We start from the raw sequence: 21905 nt of genomic DNA, 5'->3' as shown, positions 1-21905 counted from the left end.
TCTTTTTTTGGCTGGGTTTCTTTGTTTGCTGATGATTCTGGAGCTGGTGGAAGTGTTGCTTTTCTTTCTTTTTGGTCCGGAGTCCCGTTTCACAGGATTCTTTTCGGTATCGGGGCAGTCGTTTGCGGCTTGGTTTCTTACTTTGCATGCAGGTCATTTCTCAGAGGCAGCGGCTAACGAAACCTGCGTAGGTTCCTGGACTTTACCCTGTTGCCGGGCATCCTGCCTTTGAGCAAAGTGTGCCCTCATTGTCATCCAAGAAGTGAACAAGATGGGGCGCTACACTCTGGTGGTAATTCCGATGGCTCCCAGGTCGCTCGGTGCCATGCCTGACCGATGAGCATCCCTTTCGCTGTTCCAAACTCCCGAGACGAAGCGCCGCAAATACTGGATAATGCCGCGCCTCAGCGCTAAGGCCCGCCAAGTTCTCCAATCCCGGTAGTACCCCAATGGAAATCAACGTCAACTTCCTCGACAACCTCAGACTCGAAGCCAAGTTCGATGACTTCACTGTCATCACCGACCAGCCCATCCGCTACAAAGGCGATGGCTCGGCGCCCAGCCCGTTCGACTACTTCCTGGCTTCATCGGCGCTCTGCGCGGCCTATTTCGTTCGCGTTTACTGCCTTTCGCGCAATATTCCGACCCACAATATCCGCCTGTCGCAGAACAATATTGTCGATCCGGAGAACCGCTATAACCAGGTCTTCAAGATCCAGGTGGAGCTGCCGGAGGACATCTCCGATAAGGATCGGCAGGGCATTCTGCGCTCGATCGACCGCTGCACGGTCAAGAAGGTGATCCAGACCGGGCCGGAGTTCCAGATCGAGACGGTGGAGAACCTGGATGAGGATGCCCAGGCGCTGCTGATGGCGAAGCCGGACAGTGAGCACCGGACCTGTATCGAGGGTAAGGACCTGCCGCTGGAGCAGACCATCGCCAATATGACCGGCATCCTGGCGGATCTCGGCATGAAGATCGAGATCGCTTCCTGGCGCAATATCGTGCCCCATGTGTGGTCGCTGCATGTCCGCGATGCGGCGTCGCCCATGTGCTTTACCAACGGTAAGGGGGCCACCAAGGAGAGCGCCCTGTGTTCGGCGCTGGGCGAGTTTATCGAGCGCCTGAACTGCAATTTCTTCTACAACGACCAGTACTTCGGCGAGGAGATCGCCAACAGCGTCTTTGTCCATTACCCGGATGAGGAATGGTTTGTGCCGGGGCCGGACGACGAACTGCCGGAGGGCATTCTGGATGAATACACGCTGCCCATCTACAACCCGGACGGCGAGCTGCGGGGCTCCAACCTGATCGATACCAACTCCGGCAGGGCGGACCGCGGTATCTGCGCCTTGCCGTTTGTGCGCCAGTCGGACGGGGAACTGGTGTATTTCCCCTCCAACCTGATCGAAAACCTGTTCCTGAGTAACGGCATGAGCGCGGGCAATACGCTGGCCGAGGCGCAGGTGCAGTGCCTGTCGGAAATCTTCGAGCGGGCGGTGAAAAAGCAGATCATCGAGGAAGAGATTGCGCTGCCCGATGTGCCCCGCGCCGTGCTGGAAAAGTACCCGGATATCCTCGAGGGCATCGAGGCGCTGGAGAAGCAGGGCTTCCCGATTCTGGTAAAGGATGCCTCTCTGGGCGGCCGCTTCCCGGTGATGTGCGTGACGCTGATGAATCCGAGAACCGGCGGTGTCTTCGCGTCCTTCGGCGCCCACCCGAGCTTCCAGGTGGCGCTGGAGCGCAGCCTCACCGAACTGATGCAGGGCCGCAGCTTTGAGGGCCTGAACGATGTGCCGCCGCCCACCTTTAACAGCCTGGCGGTGACCGAGCCCCACAACTTTGTCGAGCACTTTATCGATTCGACGGGGGTGGTTTCCTGGCGCTTCTTCAGTGCCAAAGCGGATTTCGAGTTTGTCGAGTGGGATTTCTCCGGTGATCACGCGGACACCAATGAAACCGAGGCCAGCCGGCTGTTCAACATTCTTAAAGACATGGGTAGGGAAGTGTACATGGCCGTGTACGAGGACCTGGGTGCGCCGGCCTGCCGGATTCTGGTGCCGGGTTACTCCGAGGTGTACCCGGTGGAGGACCTGATCTGGGACAACACGAACAAGGCGCTGGACTATCGGCAAGACATCCTCAATCTCCACGCCCTGAGCGATGACGAACTGGCCGATCTGGCGGAGCGCCTGGAGGAGAGCCAGATCGACAACTACGAGACGATCACCACCCTGATCGGCATCGAGTTTGACGAGAACACCGTCTGGGGGCAGCTGACGGTGCTGGAGCTGAAGCTGCTGATCCACCTGGCGCTGCAGCAGCACGAGGAGGCGCTGGAGCTGGTGGAGACTTTCCTGCAGTACAACGACAACACGGTGGAACGCGGGCTCTTCTACCGGGCGGTGCAGGCAGTGCTGGAAATTGCGCTGGATGACGGGCTCGAGCTGGATGATTACATCGTCAACCTGCGGCGCATGTTCGGTGAGGAGACCGTGGATGCGGTGGTCGGCTCGGTTGATGGCACCCTGCGCTTTTATGGCCTGACTCCGACCAATATGCAGCTGGAAGGGCTGGATAAACACCTGCGCCTGATCGAGAGCTATAGAAAGCTGCATGCGGCCCGCGCCGCCAAGGCGGGAATTGGTTGATGGGCGTGCCGCCGATCGGCGAGCGCCTAGGCCGGCGCATCCCGGTGGATACCCTGTTCTAAATCGGGCTTTTCAGGATTCGTCATGCCGGCGTAAGCCGGCATCCATTTCGGGGGCACCTGGGTTCCGGCATGCGCCGGAACGACGAGAGTGCTGTGCAGGAGGCGGGATGGGCGGGGATTTCTGTCAGGAACTGCTATTCCGAAGACCGCTCGCGGCTCTCGTTTTTATCTATCCTCTCTAGCATCAAACGTCTTTATCTGTGCGTAGGGGCACCTTCCCCGGGAACGCCGAGCTCCAGCTCGGCTGGCGGGCCGCAGGCCCGATCGCGGCCATGGGCCGCTCCTACTGGGCGGCCCCCTTGGCCCGCATGCCGAGCTGGAGCTCGGCGCGCCCAGGGGGAAACGGCTTATAAAAAGCTCCGCAGTCCCGGGTTTATTGCGGCCAACGGCCGCTCCTACACAAACGTCGGAAGGAATCGAAAATGAGCGCTACTGTGGAGCAGAATATCCGTCCGGACTACGACCGTGAGATTCGGGACATCGCAGACTATGTGCTGAACTACCAAGTCGATTCGGAAGAAGCCTGGGACACGGCGCGCAACTGCCTGATGGACACCCTCGGCTGCGGCCTGCTGGCGCTGCGTTTTCCCGAGTGCACCAAACACCTGGGGCCGATCGTCGAGGGCACCGTGGTGCCGAATGGTTCGCGGGTGCCGGGCACCCGGTTTCGCCTGGACCCGGTGAAAGCGGCCTGGGATATCGGCTGTATCGTGCGCTGGCTGGATTACAACGATACCTGGCTGGCGGCGGAGTGGGGCCATCCGTCGGACAACCTGGGCGCGATTCTCGCGGTGGCGGATTATTTGTCGCAGAAACGCATCTCGACGGGCACAGAGCCCCTGCTGATGCGCGATGTTCTGGAGGCCATGATCAAGGCGCACGAGATCCAGGGGGTGCTGGCGCTGGAGAACAGTTTCAACCGCGTGGGTCTGGATCACGTGTTGCTGGTGCGGGTTGCTTCCACAGCGGTGGCCGCGAAGCTGAAAGGCGGGAACCGCAAGCAGGTTATGGCTGCGCTGTCTCACGCCTGGGCGGATGGTGGCGCGCTGCGCACTTACCGCCACGCTCCCAACGCGGGCTCCCGCAAGTCCTGGGCCGCGGGTGATGCCACTTCCCGCGCCGTGCGCCTGGCGGATATCGCCATGCGCGGTGAAATGGGCATTCCCGGTGTGCTGACCGCGAAGCAGTGGGGTTTCTACGATGTGTGTTTCAGCGTTACCAACGCGGATCACAAACTGAAAGCCGCGGAAGACCGCCGGTTCAAATTCCAGCGTGACTACGGCAGTTATGTAATGGAAAACGTGTTGTTCAAGATTTCCTTCCCGGCGGAATTCCACAGCCAGACCGCCTGTGAGGCGGCGGTGATTCTTCATCCGCAGGTGAAGGACCGCATCGAGGAGATCGACAGGATTGTAATCACCACCCACGAATCCGCGATCCGCATCATTTCCAAGGAGGGACAGCTCGCCAATGCCGCGGACCGCGATCACTGCCTGCAGTATATGACCGCGGTGCCGCTGTTGTTTGGCAATCTGGTGGCGGAGCACTATGAAGACAGCTTCCACGATGCGCATCCGGAGATCGACCGGCTGCGGGAGAAAATGGAAGTCGTCGAGGACAAGCGCTATTCGGAGGAATATCTCCACCCGGATAAGCGCTCCATCGCCAATGCGGTGCAGGTGTTTTTCAAGGACGGCTCGTCGACGGAAAAAGTGGAAGTGGAATATCCCATTGGTCATCGCCGCCGGCGGAAGGAGGGGATTCCGCTATTGGAGAAAAAATTCCGGGACAGTCTGGAGACCCGTTTCCCACCTGGCCGCTGTGAGGGGATTTTTGCCCGGTGCAAGGACCGGAAGGCGCTGGAGCAAACGCCAGTGCACGAATTTATGGATTTGTTTGTGATTTAAAAGGAGAGGGCGAACACAAGGTTCACCCTACGGGTGGGGTGTGTAGATACTCTGTTTCAAATCAGGCTCTCATGACTCGTCATACCGGCGCAGGCCGGTATCCAGGCTAGTGGCACCTGGATTCCGGCTTGCGCCGGAATGACGACAGTGCATTGTAGGGGCGAACCTTGTTTCGCCCTTGCTGGCCTTTCCGTCAGCTTAGAACTTGAACTCGGTACCGATACCAGCGTAACTGCGCTCGTAATCGTTCGCCGCGGTTTCGTCGGTAAAGAAACCGAACACCTTGGCCGCAGCGGACAGCTTGTAGTCCACACCCAGGCTGTAGGTTTCCGCCTCGGCCACTACGATATCGGATTCGCCGTACTGGGCCTTCAGGGTCCAGGCATTGATCTTGTAGGCGGCGGAGGCCATCCAGCCATCCTGTTCGCTGCCGTCGGGCCTTTCCTGTTCTTCGTAAAGCGCACCTACCTGCACCGGGCCAATGTTGTACTGGGCCACAAGGCGCTGTACATCCCAGTCGTTGGCTTCTACGTTCTGGTCGTAGGCGTAGGCCAGGTAGACGCCGTAGTTATCGTAGGCGAGGGACACGGAAGTGCCGTTGTCGCGGGTGATATCCTCGCCGAACTCATCCTGGCCGATTACCTCGTCCTGGTGGCTGATGTAGTCGGTGGACAGCTTGAAGCCGGCGAAAGAGGGCGTGGTGTACTGCAGACTGTTGGATTCGCGGTTGTCGCTCCTGCTGATAACGCTCTTGATATCGCCTTCCAGGTCGTTGAACAGATCGACCTTGTTCTGCGCCACCTTCATCGGAGTATCGAACTTGCCGCCGATCACCTGACCGAAGCCGCCCTCCAGGCCCGCGTAGATGTTGCGCTGCTCGAAGGTTTCCTCGGCGTCCCCGTCGATATCCACCTGGTACTCCATCTTGTAGATACCCTTGATTCCGTTGTCGAAGGGCAACTCGCCCTTCACGCCCAGGCGGGAGGCATTGCTCTTGATATCGGTATTGGAGCCTTCGCCCTCGTCGGCGGATTGAAAGTCCACATTGGCCTTGCCGTAGAACTCGAATACCTCGGCGCTGGCCAGGGCCGGAGTCAGGGCGACGATGGCCAGGGAGATTGCGGTCTTTTTCATCGGTCGTCTCGCACAGTTATGATTTTTGGAAATAGAGGGCGGATGGTGTCCGGGCACCCGGCCTCTAGCTGGTGCGGATTCTGCGAGCCGAACATTACAAGAATGTTAAAAATGGCACTTTTCTTAAAAAATTGTGACCGCAGGGTGCCAGCTTATACAGGAAAGGCACTTTATTCGGTCCGATGATGCTGAATAGAGGTCCAAGGGCAGCCCCTGTTTTGCGCCAGGCCGGAAAATCTGGCACAACAAACGCTTCGGCACAGGATGTGGACTGACACTATGCAATGGGCGGCGGGCGCAAGAACGGCGGAAGAGCGGAACTCGCTTTCGCTGACCCTGTTGCTTTGGAGCTACGCCCTGGCGATCGCCGCCGTGGGCTGCCTGCCCCGGATTCCCCCGCCCATATTCCTCGCCGCACTGGCCGCCGCGCTCCTCTGCTGCGCCCTGTTGCTGCCGTCCCGCCGGCGCCTTGTGCCGCTGCTTTTGGCGGTATTTGCCGGGGCGGGGTGGGGCAGCTGGCACAACCGGCAGGCACTGGAGGAGCGCCTGCCGCTCAGTGCCCACGGTGCCGACTTCCTGTTACAGCTCGAAGTGGTTTCCCTGCCGGAAAGCCGGGTCTCCGCCCTCCGCGACGGCGATTCCGAAGCCGCGGTCAATCTGCGTTTCAGCGCGCGGGTGCTGGGGCAGTTGGACGGCGGGGAACTTTCATCGCCGCCCCAGGGGCAACTGCTGGATCTCACCTGGTACCGGGCGGATGCCGAAGTCCGCCGCCAACTGCGCGCCGGCAGCCGCTGGAATTTGCCGGTGCGCCTCAAGCGCCCCCGCGGCAGCGTCAATCCCCACGGTTTTGATTACGAGGGCTGGCTGCTGCGCCGCGGCGTTTACGCCACCGGCTATGTGCGCCCAGGGGATCACACGCCGCAATTTCTCGACAGCTTCAAGGGGCTGCCGGCGATGCGCCACTGGCTGCGGGACCGGCTGGTGGAGCAGCCGGCGCGGCGCCCGGAGCTGTTGCGCGCGCTTCTGCTGGGTGACCGCAGCGGTCTGGACAGCGACGACCGCCGCCTGCTGCGGGAGACGGGCACCGCGCACCTGCTGGCGATTTCCGGCCTGCATGTGGGCATGGTGGCCGGCTTCTTCCTGCTGATCGGCAATCTGCTGGGGCGCCTTATGGGCGCGGTGACCGGGATCTCATTCTTTACGCCGGCGGTGTTTCTCGCCCTGGCCGGCTCCCTGGGCTACACGCTGCTGGCGGGGACGCCGCTGTCCGCACAGCGGGCCCTGGCGATGACCTGGGTGTTGCTGCTCGCGTGGCAGTGGCGGCGCAGAATCGGTCCCGGTCTCGCCTACAGCCTGGCGTTGGCGTTGGTATTGACGCTGCAACCGCTGGCATTTTTCGGCGCCGGTTTCTGGCTCTCCTTTATCGCGGTGGGGGCGCTGCTGCTCGCTTTCAGCCATCGCGTGCGGCTGCGGCGGGACGCAGAGGATACCGAACCGGGGTACGCTCGCCGGATAGGCCGCGGTTTTGCCGGCCTGCTGTTCAGCCAGTGGGTGGTGACGTTGGCATTGCTGTTGCCTTCACTGGTGTTTTTCTCCGGTTTCAGTCTCGCCGGGATGTTGATGAACCTGGTGGCGATCCCCTGGCTGGGCCTGCTGATACTGCCGATGCTGCTGTTGGGTACCCTGTTGATCTGGACTCCGGTGGGCGGTTGGTTTATCGGTTTTGCCGGTTGGCAACTGGATCTGCTGATGGGGTTTCTCGAACAGGGCCGCAGCCTGCTGCCGGCCTGGCAGACACTGGCTCTGCCGCTGGGAACCTTCGGCCTGTTTCTGGCGGCGCTGGGTGTGTTGCTGTTGCTGCTGCCCGCGGGATTACCCGGGCGCCGGTTGGGCTGGCTGTTTCTGTTGCCGCCGCTGCTGCCGTTTCTGCCTCAGGTAAATGGAGAGGATGACCTGCGGGTAACTGTGCTGGACGTGGGGCAGGGGCTGGCGGTGGTGCTGCGCACGCGTCAGCAGCGCCTGCTCTACGACACCGGGCCTCTTTCCGGATCAGGTTGGAGCGCGGGCAGCCAAATAATTGCGCCCTATCTCCTCGGGGAGGGTATACCGGCTCTGGATACGGTTGTGGTCAGCCACGGCGACCGGGATCACGCCGGTGGCCTCGTCGGGCTGGTGGAAACCGTACCGCCTGGCCGGGTCATAGCTCCCGGCCTCCTGGCTGACAGATTCAACAACTTTCCGCAGCGGATGACCGCCAACTGCAGGGCCGGGGAGAAGGAAACGCTGGGTGATCTCAATCTGCTGTGGCTCTGGCCCGAAGACGGGGAGGTCTCCGGGGAGGAAAATGACCACAGCTGCGTGGCCCTGGTCGAGTGGCGCGGCGTGCGCCTCCTGTTGGCCGGGGATATCTCCAGTGGGGTTGAGCAGCAGCTCGCCCTGCGCTATCCGGACCTGGCGCCAGTGGATTTCCTGCTCGCGCCACATCACGGTTCCCGAAGTTCCTCCTCGGCGGCGTTTATTCGCTGGGCGCAACCGGCGAACGTGATCTTCAGTGCCGGTTTCCGCCACCACTTCGGCCACCCGCATCCGGAGGTGGTGGAGCGCTATCGCGATGCTGGCGCCCGTATCTGGAATACCGCGAGCAGCGGTGCAGTCACCTTCTCCTGGTCGGGGGCGAAAGAGCCTCGGATTTCGCTGGCCCGCGACGCCGGGCGCTTCTGGTATCGCAAATCCGCCGATAAATAGCTGCTCGGTTTTTGTGCAAAAAGTGCGCGGAGTACTTTGCTTCAGGCACGATAAAACTGAGCAGCCTCATACGGTCCCGGGAGAGGGGTATCCTTCCCTTCCGCCTTATTAGTAATTTCTGCGAAAAGCACCATTTCCCGGATCAATAACTGCGAGGTGGATCGCAGTGTTCTGCCGGGCCTGTGCTATGGTTCTGGGCCTTTGAACAAATATCGAATTGGAAGTACCAGGTTTTCTACATGAATAAAAAAGTGCTTTGCAGCGCGATGCTGTCGATGGCGACTGCGCTCGCCAGTTACGCCTCCAGTGCGTCGGAGTGGAAATACACTCTGGGAACCGATATCAGCAGTGGGGACTACGGCGATACCTCCGAAACCGAAATTGTCAGCACCCCCTTTACCGTCAGCTACTCACCGTCGGCCAGCTGGACCTTCAAGGCTTCTCTGCCGTGGACACAGATCGAGGGGCCGGGCGGGGTGGTTCCCGGCGGCGATGGTGGTGTTGTTGTCGGGCGCGGCAATGGCCGCGGTAACGGCAATGGCAATGGCGGGGATACGGAAACCGGGATCACCCGGGACTCGGGCATCGGCGACCTGTGGCTCACCGGCACCTACAGCCTGGAGCCGGTGGCGGAGCGCTGGTTCTTCGACCTGTCCGCCAAGTACAAGGTACCCACCGCGGATGAGGATAAGGGCTTGGGGACCGGCGAAGCGGACTACACCCTGCAGGCCGAGGTCTTTACTGTGGTCGGCGATTTCACCCCCTTCGCCACTGTGGCGCGCAAGTTCAAGGGTGATCTGCCGGAAACGGAAATTAAAGATGTCTGGTACACCTCTGTGGGCAGCGGCTATCGCCTGAACGAGCAGAGCAGTGTGGGTGCGTCGCTGGACTACCAGCAGGCGACCACCGACAGCAGCGATCCGTCCACAGAACTTTTCGGCTATTTCAACCACAAGCTGAATGCCCGTTGGAGCGGCATGGTGTACGCCTATCTGGGCCTCGCGGATGGCAGCCCGGATCAGGGTTTTGGATTTCAGGTGAGTTATCGCCCCGGCAATTAATTTTTTTGAACTGCCGGGAACGTTTCGAAGCGGAGACACGTGTTAAGTATGACGCCCCCGGTGGGTCAATCAATTGAACTGGAGAAGACAACGATGAGAATGCCATTCAAAGCCCGCCTGCTGCCGGCAGTGTTGGCCGGGTTGCTGGTGGGAAATTTCGCCTGGGCCGATGAGGATATGCCGGAAACCGATGCGGCGGATACCGAAGTCGTGGAGTCGGTTGCCGAGGTACCCTCCGGCAAGATTGCCGGCTTCTTCAGCGACTTCCTCGGCGGGGAAGAGCAATCCCAGGCCACGGTGGAAGGCCTGCGCGGCGGTTCGATCAGCTATCGGCCCCCGGAAGATACCGGGGATGGTGCAGAAGGCGACGCGGTCGAGGATGTCGCCGATGGCGATACCGATGTTGACGAAGTCGAGGGCGAAGCCGGCGAGGCGGCCGCCGGAATGGGCTACGGCAATGTGTTTATCACCTTGGCGCTGGCGGAGCAGTTGGCTATGTCCTCTACCGCCGGGGAAATCGGCATGACACCGGAGGAATCCCTGAACGAGGTGCTCTACCTGCGCCAGGTCGAGGGTATGGGCTGGGGCCGGATCGCGAAAGAGCTGGGCGTGAACCTCGGCGAGGTGATCAGCGGCATCCGTTCCAACCGCCCCGACAAGGTGGAAAACGCCAAAGCCGAGAGAATGGCCAAGGCAGACAAAGGAACGCGGTCGGAAAAGGCGCTCAAGGTGGAGAGGGTCGACAAGGTTGAGAAGGTGGCCAAGCTCGATCGACCCGAGCGCCCGGTGAAACTGGAGCGCCCGGAAAAAGTGCAGCGCCCGGAAAAAGTGGAGCGCCCGGAAAAGCCCGCGCGCCCTGAGCGTCCATCGCGCTAAGTTAGTAGCATCCGCGACGCGAAGGCCGCCGGCAGCAATGCCGGCGGCTATTTATTCGGGCCGTCCCTGGCCCTCACCCTTCGGGCAGCCTTAGGCTGTGCAAAACGGCAATCCTGCCGTTTTGTTATTCGGGCCGTCCCTGGCTCGGAACGCCGAACCGCTCACCCTACGGGCAGCCTTAGGCTGTGCAAAACGGCAATCCTGCCGTTTTGTTATTCAGGCCGTCCCTGGCTCGGAACGCCGAACCACTCACCCTACGGGCAGCCTTAGGCTGCGCAAAACGGCTGGTCCGGCCGCTCCAGGTATTCACGGCGCCTGCGGCCCTGCCGTTTTGTGCTATGGCCGTCACATAGAAGAAAAAGACGCCCCCGCGGTCTTAGCTGCCGTCGCCAGCTGTGGTAGAGTCTTCATCCGAATTTTCTCTTCCGCAGCCTGGGACCTAAGAAAAGTGTTGGAAATAATAAAATCCGGCGGCTGGTTGATGCTGCCTATCCTGCTCTGTTCCGTTGCCGTCATCGCCATTTGTATCGAGCGCCTGTGGACCCTGAATCCACGCAGAATTGCCCCCCGCACCCTGCTGGGTGAAGTCTGGGGGTGGTTGAAAAACAATCAGATCAGTGGCGACAAGCTCAAAGAGTTGCGGGATTCCAGCCATCTGGGCCGCATCTTCGCCGCCGGCCTGTCCAACTCCCGCCACGGCCGCGATGTGATGAAGGACAGTATCGAAGAGGCCGCCAGTCAGGTGGTACACGAACTGGAACGCTTCCTCGGCGCTCTCGGTACCATCGCCGCGGTGGCGCCGCTGATTGGCCTGCTGGGGACGGTGGTGGGGATGATCCAGGTGTTTACCGCAATCATGCTGGAGGGCACCGGCAATGCGGGTGTGCTCGCGGGTGGTATCTCCCAGGCGCTGATCACCACCGCCGCCGGCCTCACCGTGGCAATTCCCGCGCTGATGGCGCACCGCTACTTCCAGCGCCGGGTGGACACCATCGTGGTCACTATGGAGCAGGAGGCCGTCAAGCTGGTGGATGCGCTGCACAGCGACCGCCGTATCGAAGCGGCCTGAGCAGGAGGCACTATGCAGTTTCGCCGCCAGGCCCGGGAACAGGATGGAGTCAACCTCACGCCGCTGATCGACGTGGTGTTCCTGCTGCTGATTTTCTTTATGGTCTCCACCACCTTTACCAAGGAGAGCCACCTGAAGCTGGACCTGCCTGAAGCGGCGGGGCCCCAGGCGGACAACCCGCCCAGCGCCATCGAGGTAGTGATCAATGCGGATGGCTCCTACGCAGTGGACGGCCGCGCGCTGATCAATAAAAAGCTGGCCACCCTGAAATCGGCGCTGTCGGAAGTTTCCGCGGGCGAGTACAATCGCCCACTCGTTATCACGGCCGATGCCATTGCCCAGCACCAGGCTGTGGTCCGTGCCATGGATGCCGCCGGCCAGTTGGGTTTCGTCCATCTGAGCATCACGACGCGGCAGCCCTCCGGAGAGCAGGAAACGGGGGATTGAGTCTCTTTTTTTCCGCACTCTGTTTTTGTGGTCTGAAACAAATATCCTATGGATAAAATCGCCAACCCGGCGGCGCCCGATCGCCGGGGATCGAAAACCTACCGCCGCCTGCTCTCCTACGCTCTGCCTCTCTGGCCGGTCTTCGCCCTCGCGGTGTTCGGTTTCATGCTGTTTTCTCTCATGAATGTCAGCCTGATCGCAGTGACCGAGCTGTTGCTCGACGCGGTGGGGACGGGCATCCAAGAGGGCCGTGGTTTTCTCTCCAGATATGTCGCCGGCTATTTTCCCGGCGGGGTCATGCCCCAGGAGATCGCGCGCTGGCTGATACCGCTGGCGATGTTGGGAATTATTCTGTTTCGGGCCATCGGCAATTTTATCGGCAGCTACGGCCTGGCCTATGTGGCGCGCTCGGTGATCCACAAGCTGCGCACGGAACTTTTTTCCCATATTGGCGAATTGCCCAGTGCCTATTTCGATCGCTATACCGGCGCCTACCTGATTTCCAAGGTGTCCTACAATGTGGAGCAGGTGACCAACTCCATTACCAAGGCATTGAAAATCCTGATCCGGGAATCCTTTACCACCATCGGCCTGCTCACCTACCTGCTTATGGTGAACTGGAAACTGACCCTGACTTTTTTCCTGTTCGCGCCACTGATCGCCGTAATCGTGCGCACCGTGGGCAAGCGTTTTCGCAAACTGAGCCATCGCATCCAGAACACCATGGGGGATGTGACCCACGTGACCCAGGAAGCGATCGGCGGCTACCAGGTGGTGCGCATGTACGGTGGGCGCGAATATGAAAATGCCCGCTTTGTCGCCGCCAGCGACAACAACCGCCAGCAGTATATGAAGCTGGTGGTGGCGGACAATGGCAGCGTATCGGTAATCCAGGTACTGGTGGGTGTGGCCACCGCTTCCATCGTCTGGCTCGCGCTGGCGCCGGGAATGGTAGAGGCCATGACCGCCGGGGTTTTCGCCTCCTATATCGGTGCCGCGGCTTCGCTGGCCAAGCCGGTGCGCAACCTGTCGGAGGTCTACGCAGATATCCAGAAGGGTGTGGCCGCGGCGGAAAGTATCTTTGAAGTGATCGACGCGCCCAAGGAGCCCCGCGGCGGTACCACGCATCTGCCGTCGCCGGTGCGCGGCGCGGTGACCTTCGAGCAGCTGGGCTTCCGCTACGACGAAGCCGCGCCTCCGGTGCTGACGGACATCGATTTTTTCGTGGAGCCGGGGCAGACGGTAGCGCTGGTGGGCGCCTCCGGTTCCGGCAAGAGCACTCTGGTCAGCCTGTTGGCGCGCTTCTACGAACCGACCAGCGGGCGCATTCTGCTGGACGGTGTGGATATCACCAAAGTGCCCCTGGAGGAACTGCGCCGGCAGATCGGCATGGTGTCGCAGAATATCGTATTGTTTAACGATACCGTGTACCGCAATATCGCCTATGGGGAATTGCAGTCGCGCACGCCGGAAGAAGTGCGGCGGGCCGTGGAGCTGGCTCACGCCAGCGATTTTATCGACGAGCTGCCGGAGGGCCTGCACACGGTGCTCGGGGACAATGCCCAGATGCTCTCCGGCGGCCAGCGCCAACGCCTGGCCATCGCCCGCGCGCTGCTCAAGGACGCACCGGTCCTGATACTCGATGAGGCTACCTCCGCGCTGGACAATGAGTCTGAGCGCGCCATTCAAATGGCGCTGGCGGAGGTGATGAAAAATCGCACCACTTTTGTGATTGCCCACCGGCTCAGCACTATTGAAAGTGCCGATCGCATTCTGGTGATGGAGCAGGGGGCGATTATCGAGAGCGGTACCCATGCCGAACTGCTCGCATGGGGCGGTCGTTACGCCACTTTACTACAGCAGCAGACCTGAGATGTCATTGGAAGACTGGTTCAACAAACGCTGGTACCCGGAAAGAGAGCGCGCTTCTCTGCTTTCGCTGCTCGCGCCCGTGGAATCCCTCTACCGCTCGATCAGCCGCCGCCGTCGCCGCCGCGCGCTGGAGGACCCGCCGCCGTCACTGCCGGTGCCGGTGATCGTGGTGGGCAATATTACCGCTGGCGGCGCGGGCAAGACTCCGCTGGTTGCGGAGCTGGCGCGCTGGCTGCGGGATCGGGGCATGAACCCGGGAATTGTCAGCCGCGGCTATGGCGGCCGCGCCAAACAGTATCCTTATCAGGTCACCGCCCAGTCCCACCCGCTGGAGTCCGGCGACGAACCGCTGATGCTTCACCTGGTCACCGGCCTGCCGGTAATGGTTTCCCCCGACCGCGCGGAGGCGGCCCGCGCGCTGATCGATTACCACCAGTGCGATGTGATCCTCGCCGATGACGGCCTGCAACACTACAAGCTCTGGCGCAGCCTGGAGATTTGTGTGGTGGATGGCCAGCGGGGCCTGGGCAACGGCCGCCTGCTGCCCAGGGGCCCGTTGAGGGAACCCGCCGAGCGGCTGCGCACGGTGGATCTGGTGGTGTCCAACGGCGAGCCACAGGAGCGGGTGAAGTCCCAGTGTGGCGAATTGCTGGAATTCCAAATGAAGCTGGCGCCGTCCAGCTGGCACCAGTTCAACCTGGACCAGACCTCCACCCTGAAACTGACCTCGGGACCGGAGCCGGGACCCTGCCACGGCGTCGCCGCCATCGGCAATCCGCAACGCTTCTTTCGCGAGCTGCGCCAGATGGGCTACAAGGTGACGGAGCAGCCCTATGCCGACCACCACCAGTTCAGCGCCCAGGAGCTGCAGTTCGACGGTGTGACGCCGGTGATCATGACCATGAAGGACGCGGTAAAATGCCGGGACTTCTGGCAGAGCCACTGGTGGGCACTGGAGGTGCGGGGCCAACTGCCGGACCTTTTCTTCCAGAAAGTACATCATCATCTGCAGAGTTTTAGACGTGACTGATTTCGACGTGATTATCCCCGCCCGCTACGGCTCCAGCCGCCTGCCGGGCAAGCCCCTGGCGGATATCGGCGGCCTGCCGATGGTGCAGCACGTCTACCGCCGCGCCCGCGAGAGCGGCGCGGGGCGGGTGATCGTGGCCACTGACGATATGCGCGTGGCGGAAGCGGTGCGCGCCTTCGGTGGAGAGGTGTGCATGACCGCCGACGATTGCGCCTCCGGTACCGACCGTCTGCAGGAGGTGGCCGCCAACCTGGGGCTGGCGGAGGACCGCATCCTGGTCAACGTGCAGGGGGACGAGCCGCTCATACCCCCTGCGGTGATCGACCAGGTGGCCGCCAACCTGGCCGCGAACCCGCAGGCGGGGGTGGCCACCCTGGCGGAGCCGATCCGCACCCTGGAGGACTTCCGCAACCCCAATATCGTCAAGGTGGTGGCCGCCGAGAGCGGCCTTGCCCGCTACTTTTCCCGCGCTCCCATCCCCTGGCCGCGGGACGCCTTCGCCGTCGAATGCCGCGAACTGCCCCGGGGGCTGGAACCTCGCCGGCATATCGGCATCTATGCTTACCGGGTGGCGCTGTTGAACCGCTTCGTGTCCTGGCCGATGGCTCCGCTGGAGCAGTTTGAGGCGCTGGAGCAGTTGCGCTTCCTTTATCACGGCGAGGATATCCATGTGGCGGATGCGCAGGAGGAGGTCCCCGGTGGCGTGGATACCGAGCAGGACCTGGAGCGCATGCGCGAGTTGTTGGCGTGATTCAAACCGATATCGATTTACAACCACTCAATACCCTGGCAATCGCCGCCCGAGCCGCATACTTCGCGCGGGTGGAAAGCCTTGAGCAGTTGCGGGAGGCATTGGCATTCGCCCGGGGGAGGAAGCTGCCGATACTCCCCCTCGGGGGCGGCAGCAATATCGTGTTGACCAGTGACTACCCGGGTCTGGTGATCTATATGGAGCTTCACGGCCTGTCCCTGGAGGAGAGTCCTGAAGGCACCCGCCTGAGCGCCGCCGCGGGGGAAAACTGGCACCAGTTGGTGATGCACACGGTGGAACGGGGGTTGGGCGGGCTGGAAAACCTGGCCTTGATCCCCGGAAAAATCGGTGCGGCGCCGATCCAGAATATCGGCGCCTACGGCGTCGAATTGCGGGACTCCTTTATCGACCTCCAGGCGGTGCATATCGCCACCGGCGAGCTGCGTGAATTCTCCGCTGCCGACTGCGAGTTTGGCTATCGCGACAGCGTGTTCAAAGGGCGCGCGCGGGATCGGTACATCATTACCCAGGTGCGCCTGAAGCTGTCCTCGGATTGGCGCCCGCGCATCGACTACCCCGCACTGGGGGAGTATTTCGCCCGTCGCGAACAGGGCGGCAGGGCACTGACGCCGGACGAGGTGGCGCAGGCGGTGATCGCCATCCGCAACAGCAAGCTGCCGTCACCGGACGAGATACCCAACGCCGGCAGTTTTTTCAAAAATCCCCTGGTGGACGCGGACGTCTACCACAGCCTCAAGAAGGCCCATCCCGACCTGGTGGCCTTCGCCGCCGGCGAGCGCTGGAAACTGGCTGCCGCCTGGCTGATCGACCGCGCCGGCTGGCGCGGCCGGCAACGCAACGCGGTGGGCGTGCACGACCGCCAGGCCCTGGTGCTGGTAAACCCAGGGCGGGGCGCCGGCGCCGAAGTAACCGCCCTCGCCGCCGAGATAGCGGCGGATGTCCGCGCCAGGTTCGGCGTGGAACTGGAACCGGAACCCCGCTACTATCCCTGATCCGGCTGTACGGCGCTCCGGTTCCGCCCCCACTTTGGTCAGCTTATGGACGAGAAAACTTTCACACAACAGGCGGGTTTGTTACAGAGCGCATACGCCGGTACGCAGTGGCTCGACCTGCCTCCCGGCCACGCCCTGCTGATTCCCACTTGGCTGGCACCGAGCGAGGCGGCCTCGCTGTTGGACCACTGCCTCGAGGAACTGCGCTGGGAGCAGCCGATTGTGCGGGTCTTCGGCAACGAGCACCCGATTCCCCGGCGCCACGCCTTTGTCGGCGATAACGATGTCGTCTATCGCTGGTCCGGCCTGGAGCAGCGACCACAGCCCTGGACCGAATCCCTGACCGTCCTGCGGGCTCAGCTGGCCCGCGCCGGCTTTCTATTCAACAGCCTTCTCGTCAATCACTACCGCGATGGAGCCGACGGCATGGGCTGGCATGCGGACAACGAAAAGGAGCTGGGCGAGAACCCGGTGGTGGCCACGGTCAGCCTGGGCCAGGAACGCAGGCTGAGCTTCAAACAGCGCAATGGAGGGGGGCGCCTGTCGGTGATTCTGCCCAGTGGTTCGCTGCTGCTGACATCCGGGGCGGTGCAAAAACACTGGTTGCACCAGTTGGCAAAAAGCAGCCGACCGCTGAAAGAACGGATCAGCCTAACTTTTCGTTATATCAATTCGTAACCCCTTCACACTTATCACTTTTTGGCTGATGGTGAACCACTGGTCTCGCTTTGCACATGGGTATTTGTCTGGTATGTTGCTGGAAGGCTCTGTGGATGGATCTCGGGTGGGGCGGCCGCTCCACTGAGCAAATAACAACAACCTTTTGCCGCGTACGCACGGGTGACGTATGAAGCCGTGTGGGGCTGCACTGAAATATCCGTAGTTGGGGCTAATTTGATCAAAGTCTTGGTGGTGGACGATCACGACCTTGTGCGCATGGGGATTTCGCGCATGCTGGGTGACGTCAGTGGTGTGCAAGTTGCGGGTGAAGCCAGCAGCGGCGAAGAGGCGCTCGCATTCGTGCGCGAGACCGACGTGGACGTTATTCTGATGGACGTCAGGATGCCCGGTATGGGCGGGCTGGAAGCCACCCGTAAACTCCTTGCCCGCCGTCCCCAGGCCAAGGTGATCGCGGTTAGCGCTCTGGACGACGACCTCTTTCCCGGCCGCCTGATGCAGGCTGGCGCCCGCGGTTATGTCACCAAGGGCGCGGACCTGGAGGAGATGATCAAGGCCATCCATACGGTAGTGGCCGGCGATGTCTATATCAGCAGCTCCATGGCGACCAAGATGGCCCTGCGCAATGTCAACGGCAAGGCGGAGAAGGCCTCTCCCTTCGATGTTCTCTCAGAGCGCGAGCTGCAGACGGCGGTAATGATCGTCAACGGCAACAAGGTGGCGGAGATCGCCGATACTCTGTCGATCAGCCCGAAAACCATCAACAGTTACCGCTACCGCATTTTTGAAAAGCTGGGCATACACAGTGATGTGGAGCTGACGTTGCTGGCGGTGAAATATCAGCTTCTGGACCCGGAAGCCGCCTTGTAGAGCTCGATTGTTTTGTAGGATGGGCAAAGCGCAGCGTGCCCATCACTCGCTTGCTGATGGGCACGCTGCGCTTTGCCCATCCTATCAGTTCCCAGATGTTTGACAGCAAACGCTTCCTGCAGACCACCACCCGCAAGCCGGGCGTCTACCAGATGTTCGACGCCGACGGCCGCATTCTCTATGTGGGCAAGGCGAAGAACCTGCGCAACCGCCTGTCCAGCTATTTTCGCGCCTCTGGCCTCACCGCCAAGACCATGGCGCTGGTTCAGCGCATTCACAGTATCGAAGTCACGGTTACCCGCAGCGAAACCGAGGCGCTGGTGCTGGAACAGAGCCTGATCAAATCCCAGCGGCCCACCTACAACGTGATGCTCAAGGACGACAAGGGCTATCCGTATATTTTTGTTTCAGACAAAGACACATTTCCGCGCATCGCCCTGCACCGCGGCGCCAAGCGCAAAAAGGGGCAATATTTCGGCCCCTTCCCCAGCGCCTCTTCGGTGCGCGACAGCCTGAATTTTTTGCAGAAGACTTTTCGTATCCGCTCCTGTGAAGACAGCGTATTCCGCAATCGTTCGCGCCCCTGCCTGCAATATCAGATCCAGCGCTGCACCGCGCCCTGCGTGGACTTTATCACCGAAGAGGATTACCGGGCGGATGTGCGCCACGCGGAGATGTTTCTCACCGGCAGGAGCGACAAGATAATCCGCGAGTTGGCGGATGAGATGGACCGGGCCTCCCGCGAGCTGGAATTCGAAAAGGCCGCGCGCCTGCGCGACCAGATCTCCGCACTGCGCCGCCTGCAGGCGGACCAGGTGGCGGAGCGGTCCAGCGGCGACGTGGACGTGCTGGGCATTGCCAGCCAGGGCGGTTCCAGCTGCGTGCATATATTGTTTATCCGCCAGGGCCGCATTCTCGGCAGCCGCAGTTATTTTCCCGACGAGCGCCTGGGGCTCTCCACCGCGGAACTGCTCTCTGCCTTTATCCCCCAGTTCTACCTGGGTACCCAGCGGGAGGTACCGCGGCAGATCCTTACCTCCGAGCCCATCGAGGACCTGGAGCCGCTACAGCAGGCCCTGAGCGAGCAGAGCGGCCGCGAGGTGGCTATTCTCCACCGCTTGCGCGGCAACCGTGCCACCTGGGTGGACATGGCCCGGCAGGCGGCGGAGCAGAACCTGGGCAGCCGCACCGCGGCGCAACAGAAGCTGCAGAGCCGTTTCGAGTCCCTGCAGGAAGCCCTGCGCCTGGAACAGCTGCCGGAGCGCATGGAATGCTTCGATATCAGCCATTCCGGCGGTGAGGCCACGGTGGCCTCCTGTGTGGTTTTCGATACCGGCGGCCCGGTAAAGTCCGACTACCGCCGATTCAACATTGAGAATATCCAACCGGGGGACGACTACGCGGCCATGGCTCAGGCGCTGAAGCGGCGCTATACCCGCCTGTCCAGCGGCGAGGGCCGGTTCCCCAATATTCTGCTGATCGACGGCGGCAAGGGGCAGGTGCGCCAGGCGGTGGACAGCCTCAACGAGCTGGGCGTGGTGGGTGTGCAGATTGTGGGTGTGGCCAAGGGCACCACCCGCAAGGCGGGTTTCGAAACGCTCTATGTGGTCGCCGGCAACCGGGAACTGGTACTGTCCGCGGACTCGCCGGCACTGCACCTGATCCAGCAGATCCGGGACGAGGCGCACCGTTTTGCGATCACCGGCCACCGCCAGCGGCGCGACAAGAAACGCCGCGAATCCCCCCTCGAAGGGATCCCCGGCGTGGGTCCCGCGCGCCGGCGCGCGCTGCTGCGCCACTTCGGCGGCCTGCAGGAAATCCGCCGCGCCTCGGTGGATGAGATCGCGGGTGTCGAAGGCGTCAGCCGCAAGCTCGCACAGGATATATACTCCGCACTACACAGTGAGTAACGGCAACGCTGACAAAATTTAACGCTTCGAACCTCGTCTGTCGTTTCTTTTTGTGAAATGCCTTGGTAAGTTACGCCCACCGAAAGTACAGGGACAAGCATGACACTCGCCAACCAACTGACACTGCTCCGCGTCGCACTGATTCCGGTTTTCGTGCTGGTGTTCTATTTGCCGTACAAATGGAGCTACATGGCCTCTGCGATTATTTTTGCGGCGGCGGCGGTAACGGACTGGCTCGACGGCTACCTGGCACGCAAACTGAACCAGAGCACGCCTTTCGGCGCCTTTCTCGATCCGGTGGCGGACAAGCTGATGGTGGCCACCGCCCTGGTGCTGCTGGTGGGCCTGCATCAAAACGCCTGGTTTACTATCGCCGCAGCGGTGATTATCGGGCGGGAAATCGCGGTTTCCGGGCTGCGCGAGTGGATGGCGGAACTGGGCCAGCGCGCCAGCGTTGCGGTAACCGTCGTCGCCAAGTTCAAGACTACCGCGCAGATGGCGGCGATTATCGTACTGCTCGCCTTCGATGTGCGCGAGTACCCGATAATGGAGAGCATCGGCTATGTGCTGCTGTATGTCGCCGCGGCCATGACCCTGTGGACCATGGTGGTGTATCTGCGCGCAGCCTGGCCGGCGCTGATGAGCGACGAGAGCAGCGGTAAATCCTGAGTTTTGTAGCTGGGGTGGGGCGGCTATGACTGCCTCACCGGGCACGTTTTAGTTATTGCTGTACAAATATGCCATAGGTTGCGCAGCTGCCATTATCTGTTAATCCCACTTTTCCTATAGCTGGTTTTAGCCGGTTTTTCGGCTCTCCCTTCCCTGTCTTCATTTTCTTTAAGGAAACCCTGTGATGGAAACCCGCGACTACCAGCTCAGCATGAGCGTCCTGATGACCCCCGACATGGCCAACTTTTCCGGCAAGGTTCACGGCGGCGAACTGCTCTCCTATCTCGACAAAGTGGCCTACGCCTGCGCCAGCCGCTACGCCGGAACTTATGTGGTGACCCTGTCGGTGGATAGGGTAATGTTTCGCCAAGCCATCAACGTCGGCGAGCTTGTGACCTTCCTGGCCTCAGTCAACTACACCGGCACCACCTCCATGGAAGTGGGTATCAAGGTAGTGACGGAGGATATCCGTAACAGAGTCGTGCGGCACACCAATAGCTGCTACTTCACCATGGTGGCGTTGGACGACGAGGGTAATCCGACCCCGGTACCGCCGCTCGAGCCCCAGAGTCTGGAGGAAAAGCAGCGCTTTCAGGCGGCCATACTGCGCCGCAAATTGCTGCGCGACCAGGAGGCTGCTCACGATTCCATCAAGAAGGAAGTGCGCGGTCTGGAAGGGTAGTTGAGCTTGCCAGAATAGGTGTGCCAAGAAGCGCGGGATGCGCGAGCCAACGGTGCGTAGCGATGCGTCCATCTTCCGGGGCCTTGAAGGGCACGCTAGGTCTGAATTACTACATTGGATTTAATTAAGGTGTTGGTGCCCGGGGCCGGACTTGAACCGGCACGGCCGTAAGGCCGGGAGATTTTAAGTCTCCTGTGTCTACCGATTCCACCACCCGGGCAGGGAGGTATGCGAGGGGTGATGCCCGATGTCTGGATCGGGCCCTCGCTGATCGCCGTACTCCACAGGGGCAAGTAGGCGGTGGGGAAAATGGAGGCTAGGGTCGGAATCGAACCGGCGTACACGGAGTTGCAGTCCGCTGCATGACCACTCTGCCACCTAGCCAAAAATAACTCTGTAGAGGATTTGCTCGCCGGTTCGAGTCTCACCGGCCCTCTTTAAATCGCCGCAGGCGCTGGAGTTGCAGTCCGCTGCATGA

Annotated in this window: 17 protein-coding genes and 2 tRNA genes; 16 read left to right on the top strand and 3 right to left on the bottom strand. The window is 61.4% G+C overall.

Annotated elements, in window-relative coordinates; all coding sequences use genetic code 11:
• Nucleotides 1-449 precede the first annotated feature (449 nt).
• The gene (locus tag PP263_RS06270; RefSeq protein WP_308367507.1) at nt 450-2651 is read left to right on the top strand and encodes an OsmC domain/YcaO domain-containing protein; all 2202 of its coding nucleotides are present in this window, start codon (nt 450-452) and stop codon (nt 2649-2651) included.
• 484 nt (nt 2652-3135) lie between these two features.
• Nucleotides 3136-4620, top strand: a complete 1485-nt coding sequence (locus tag PP263_RS06265) for a bifunctional 2-methylcitrate dehydratase/aconitate hydratase (RefSeq protein WP_308367506.1) — start codon at nt 3136-3138, stop codon at nt 4618-4620.
• Nucleotides 4621-4818: 198 nt separating this feature from the next.
• On the opposite strand, the gene PP263_RS06260 is transcribed toward PP263_RS06265, so the two are convergent.
• Entirely contained in the window at nt 4819-5754 is a 936-nt protein-coding gene (locus tag PP263_RS06260; protein ID WP_308367505.1) for a porin, read from the bottom strand.
• A gap of 279 nt (nt 5755-6033) precedes the next feature.
• On the opposite strand from PP263_RS06260, the gene PP263_RS06255 reads away from it, so the two are divergent.
• From PP263_RS06255 to PP263_RS06190, 14 genes are all read left to right on the top strand, one after another.
• Nucleotides 6034-8499, top strand: a complete 2466-nt coding sequence (locus tag PP263_RS06255; RefSeq protein ID WP_308367504.1) for a DNA internalization-related competence protein ComEC/Rec2 — start codon at nt 6034-6036, stop codon at nt 8497-8499.
• Nucleotides 8500-8738: 239 nt separating this feature from the next.
• Nucleotides 8739-9560 carry a hypothetical protein gene (locus PP263_RS06250; protein ID WP_308367503.1) on the top strand — a complete coding sequence of 274 codons (822 nt, stop codon included), beginning with the start codon at nt 8739-8741 and terminating at the stop codon, nt 9558-9560.
• Nucleotides 9561-9653: 93 nt separating this feature from the next.
• A complete protein-coding gene (locus tag PP263_RS06245; RefSeq protein WP_308367502.1) occupies nt 9654-10436 on the top strand; it encodes a hypothetical protein in 783 nt (260 codons plus the stop codon).
• 448 nt (nt 10437-10884) lie between these two features.
• Entirely contained in the window at nt 10885-11505 is a 621-nt protein-coding gene (locus PP263_RS06240; RefSeq protein WP_308367501.1) for a MotA/TolQ/ExbB proton channel family protein, read from the top strand.
• Between the two features lie 12 nt (nt 11506-11517).
• Entirely contained in the window at nt 11518-11952 is a 435-nt protein-coding gene (locus PP263_RS06235; RefSeq protein WP_308367500.1) for a biopolymer transporter ExbD, read from the top strand.
• A gap of 48 nt (nt 11953-12000) precedes the next feature.
• Entirely contained in the window at nt 12001-13824 is a 1824-nt protein-coding gene (msbA, locus tag PP263_RS06230; protein WP_308367499.1) for a lipid A export permease/ATP-binding protein MsbA, read from the top strand.
• Nucleotide 13825: 1 nt separating this feature from the next.
• Nucleotides 13826-14854 carry a tetraacyldisaccharide 4'-kinase gene (gene lpxK / locus PP263_RS06225; RefSeq protein ID WP_308367498.1) on the top strand — a complete coding sequence of 343 codons (1029 nt, stop codon included), beginning with the start codon at nt 13826-13828 and terminating at the stop codon, nt 14852-14854.
• Nucleotides 14847-15605, top strand: coding sequence for a 3-deoxy-manno-octulosonate cytidylyltransferase (gene kdsB / locus PP263_RS06220; protein ID WP_308367496.1), 759 nt, complete (start codon nt 14847-14849; stop codon nt 15603-15605). The genes lpxK and kdsB overlap by 8 nt, the downstream gene beginning before the upstream one ends.
• Nucleotides 15602-16618 (top strand): UDP-N-acetylmuramate dehydrogenase, encoded by a 1017-nt coding sequence (gene murB / locus PP263_RS06215; RefSeq protein ID WP_308367494.1) that lies wholly within the window; start codon nt 15602-15604, stop codon nt 16616-16618. The genes kdsB and murB overlap by 4 nt, the downstream gene beginning before the upstream one ends.
• Before the next feature lie 78 nt (nt 16619-16696).
• Nucleotides 16697-17296, top strand: a complete 600-nt coding sequence (locus PP263_RS06210) for an alpha-ketoglutarate-dependent dioxygenase AlkB (protein WP_308367493.1) — start codon at nt 16697-16699, stop codon at nt 17294-17296.
• A 216-nt stretch (nt 17297-17512) separates the two neighbouring features.
• Complete coding sequence (uvrY, locus tag PP263_RS06205; protein ID WP_308367492.1) at nt 17513-18166, top strand: UvrY/SirA/GacA family response regulator transcription factor; 654 nt, start codon at nt 17513-17515, stop codon at nt 18164-18166.
• A 95-nt stretch (nt 18167-18261) separates the two neighbouring features.
• Complete coding sequence (gene uvrC / locus PP263_RS06200) at nt 18262-20076, top strand: excinuclease ABC subunit UvrC (RefSeq protein WP_308368573.1); 1815 nt, start codon at nt 18262-18264, stop codon at nt 20074-20076.
• 99 nt (nt 20077-20175) lie between these two features.
• On the top strand, nt 20176-20745 hold the full coding sequence (gene pgsA / locus PP263_RS06195; protein ID WP_308367491.1) for a CDP-diacylglycerol--glycerol-3-phosphate 3-phosphatidyltransferase: 570 nt from the start codon (nt 20176-20178) through the stop codon (nt 20743-20745).
• A 184-nt stretch (nt 20746-20929) separates the two neighbouring features.
• A complete protein-coding gene (locus PP263_RS06190; RefSeq protein ID WP_308368572.1) occupies nt 20930-21427 on the top strand; it encodes an acyl-CoA thioesterase in 498 nt (165 codons plus the stop codon).
• Between the two features lie 133 nt (nt 21428-21560).
• Here the strand turns inward: PP263_RS06190 and PP263_RS06185 are convergent.
• Nucleotides 21561-21647 (bottom strand) — tRNA-Leu (locus tag PP263_RS06185).
• A 90-nt stretch (nt 21648-21737) separates the two neighbouring features.
• Nucleotides 21738-21811: transfer RNA gene (locus tag PP263_RS06180), tRNA-Cys, on the bottom strand.
• Between the last annotated feature and the right edge of the window lie 94 nt (nt 21812-21905).

It is taken from the genome of Microbulbifer sp. TB1203, assembly GCF_030997045.1.
GTDB lineage: Bacteria > Pseudomonadota > Gammaproteobacteria > Pseudomonadales > Cellvibrionaceae > Microbulbifer.
Note: the sequence above shows the minus strand (reverse complement) of the source record. Positions and strands in the feature narration are given on the sequence as shown.

Coding starts and splice junctions, on each gene's coding strand:
- PP263_RS06250 (WP_308367503.1), top strand. CDS start 8,739: ATGAATAAAAAAGTGCTTTGCAGCGCGATGCTGTCGATGGCGACTGCG.
- uvrC (WP_308368573.1), top strand. CDS start 18,262: ATGTTTGACAGCAAACGCTTCCTGCAGACCACCACCCGCAAGCCGGGC.
- msbA (WP_308367499.1), top strand. CDS start 12,001: ATGGATAAAATCGCCAACCCGGCGGCGCCCGATCGCCGGGGATCGAAA.
- pgsA (WP_308367491.1), top strand. CDS start 20,176: ATGACACTCGCCAACCAACTGACACTGCTCCGCGTCGCACTGATTCCG.
- PP263_RS06190 (WP_308368572.1), top strand. CDS start 20,930: ATGGAAACCCGCGACTACCAGCTCAGCATGAGCGTCCTGATGACCCCC.
- PP263_RS06255 (WP_308367504.1), top strand. CDS start 6,034: ATGCAATGGGCGGCGGGCGCAAGAACGGCGGAAGAGCGGAACTCGCTT.
- PP263_RS06265 (WP_308367506.1), top strand. CDS start 3,136: ATGAGCGCTACTGTGGAGCAGAATATCCGTCCGGACTACGACCGTGAG.
- PP263_RS06235 (WP_308367500.1), top strand. CDS start 11,518: ATGCAGTTTCGCCGCCAGGCCCGGGAACAGGATGGAGTCAACCTCACG.
- lpxK (WP_308367498.1), top strand. CDS start 13,826: ATGTCATTGGAAGACTGGTTCAACAAACGCTGGTACCCGGAAAGAGAG.
- PP263_RS06245 (WP_308367502.1), top strand. CDS start 9,654: ATGAGAATGCCATTCAAAGCCCGCCTGCTGCCGGCAGTGTTGGCCGGG.
- PP263_RS06270 (WP_308367507.1), top strand. CDS start 450: ATGGAAATCAACGTCAACTTCCTCGACAACCTCAGACTCGAAGCCAAG.
- PP263_RS06260 (WP_308367505.1), bottom strand. CDS start 5,754: ATGAAAAAGACCGCAATCTCCCTGGCCATCGTCGCCCTGACTCCGGCC.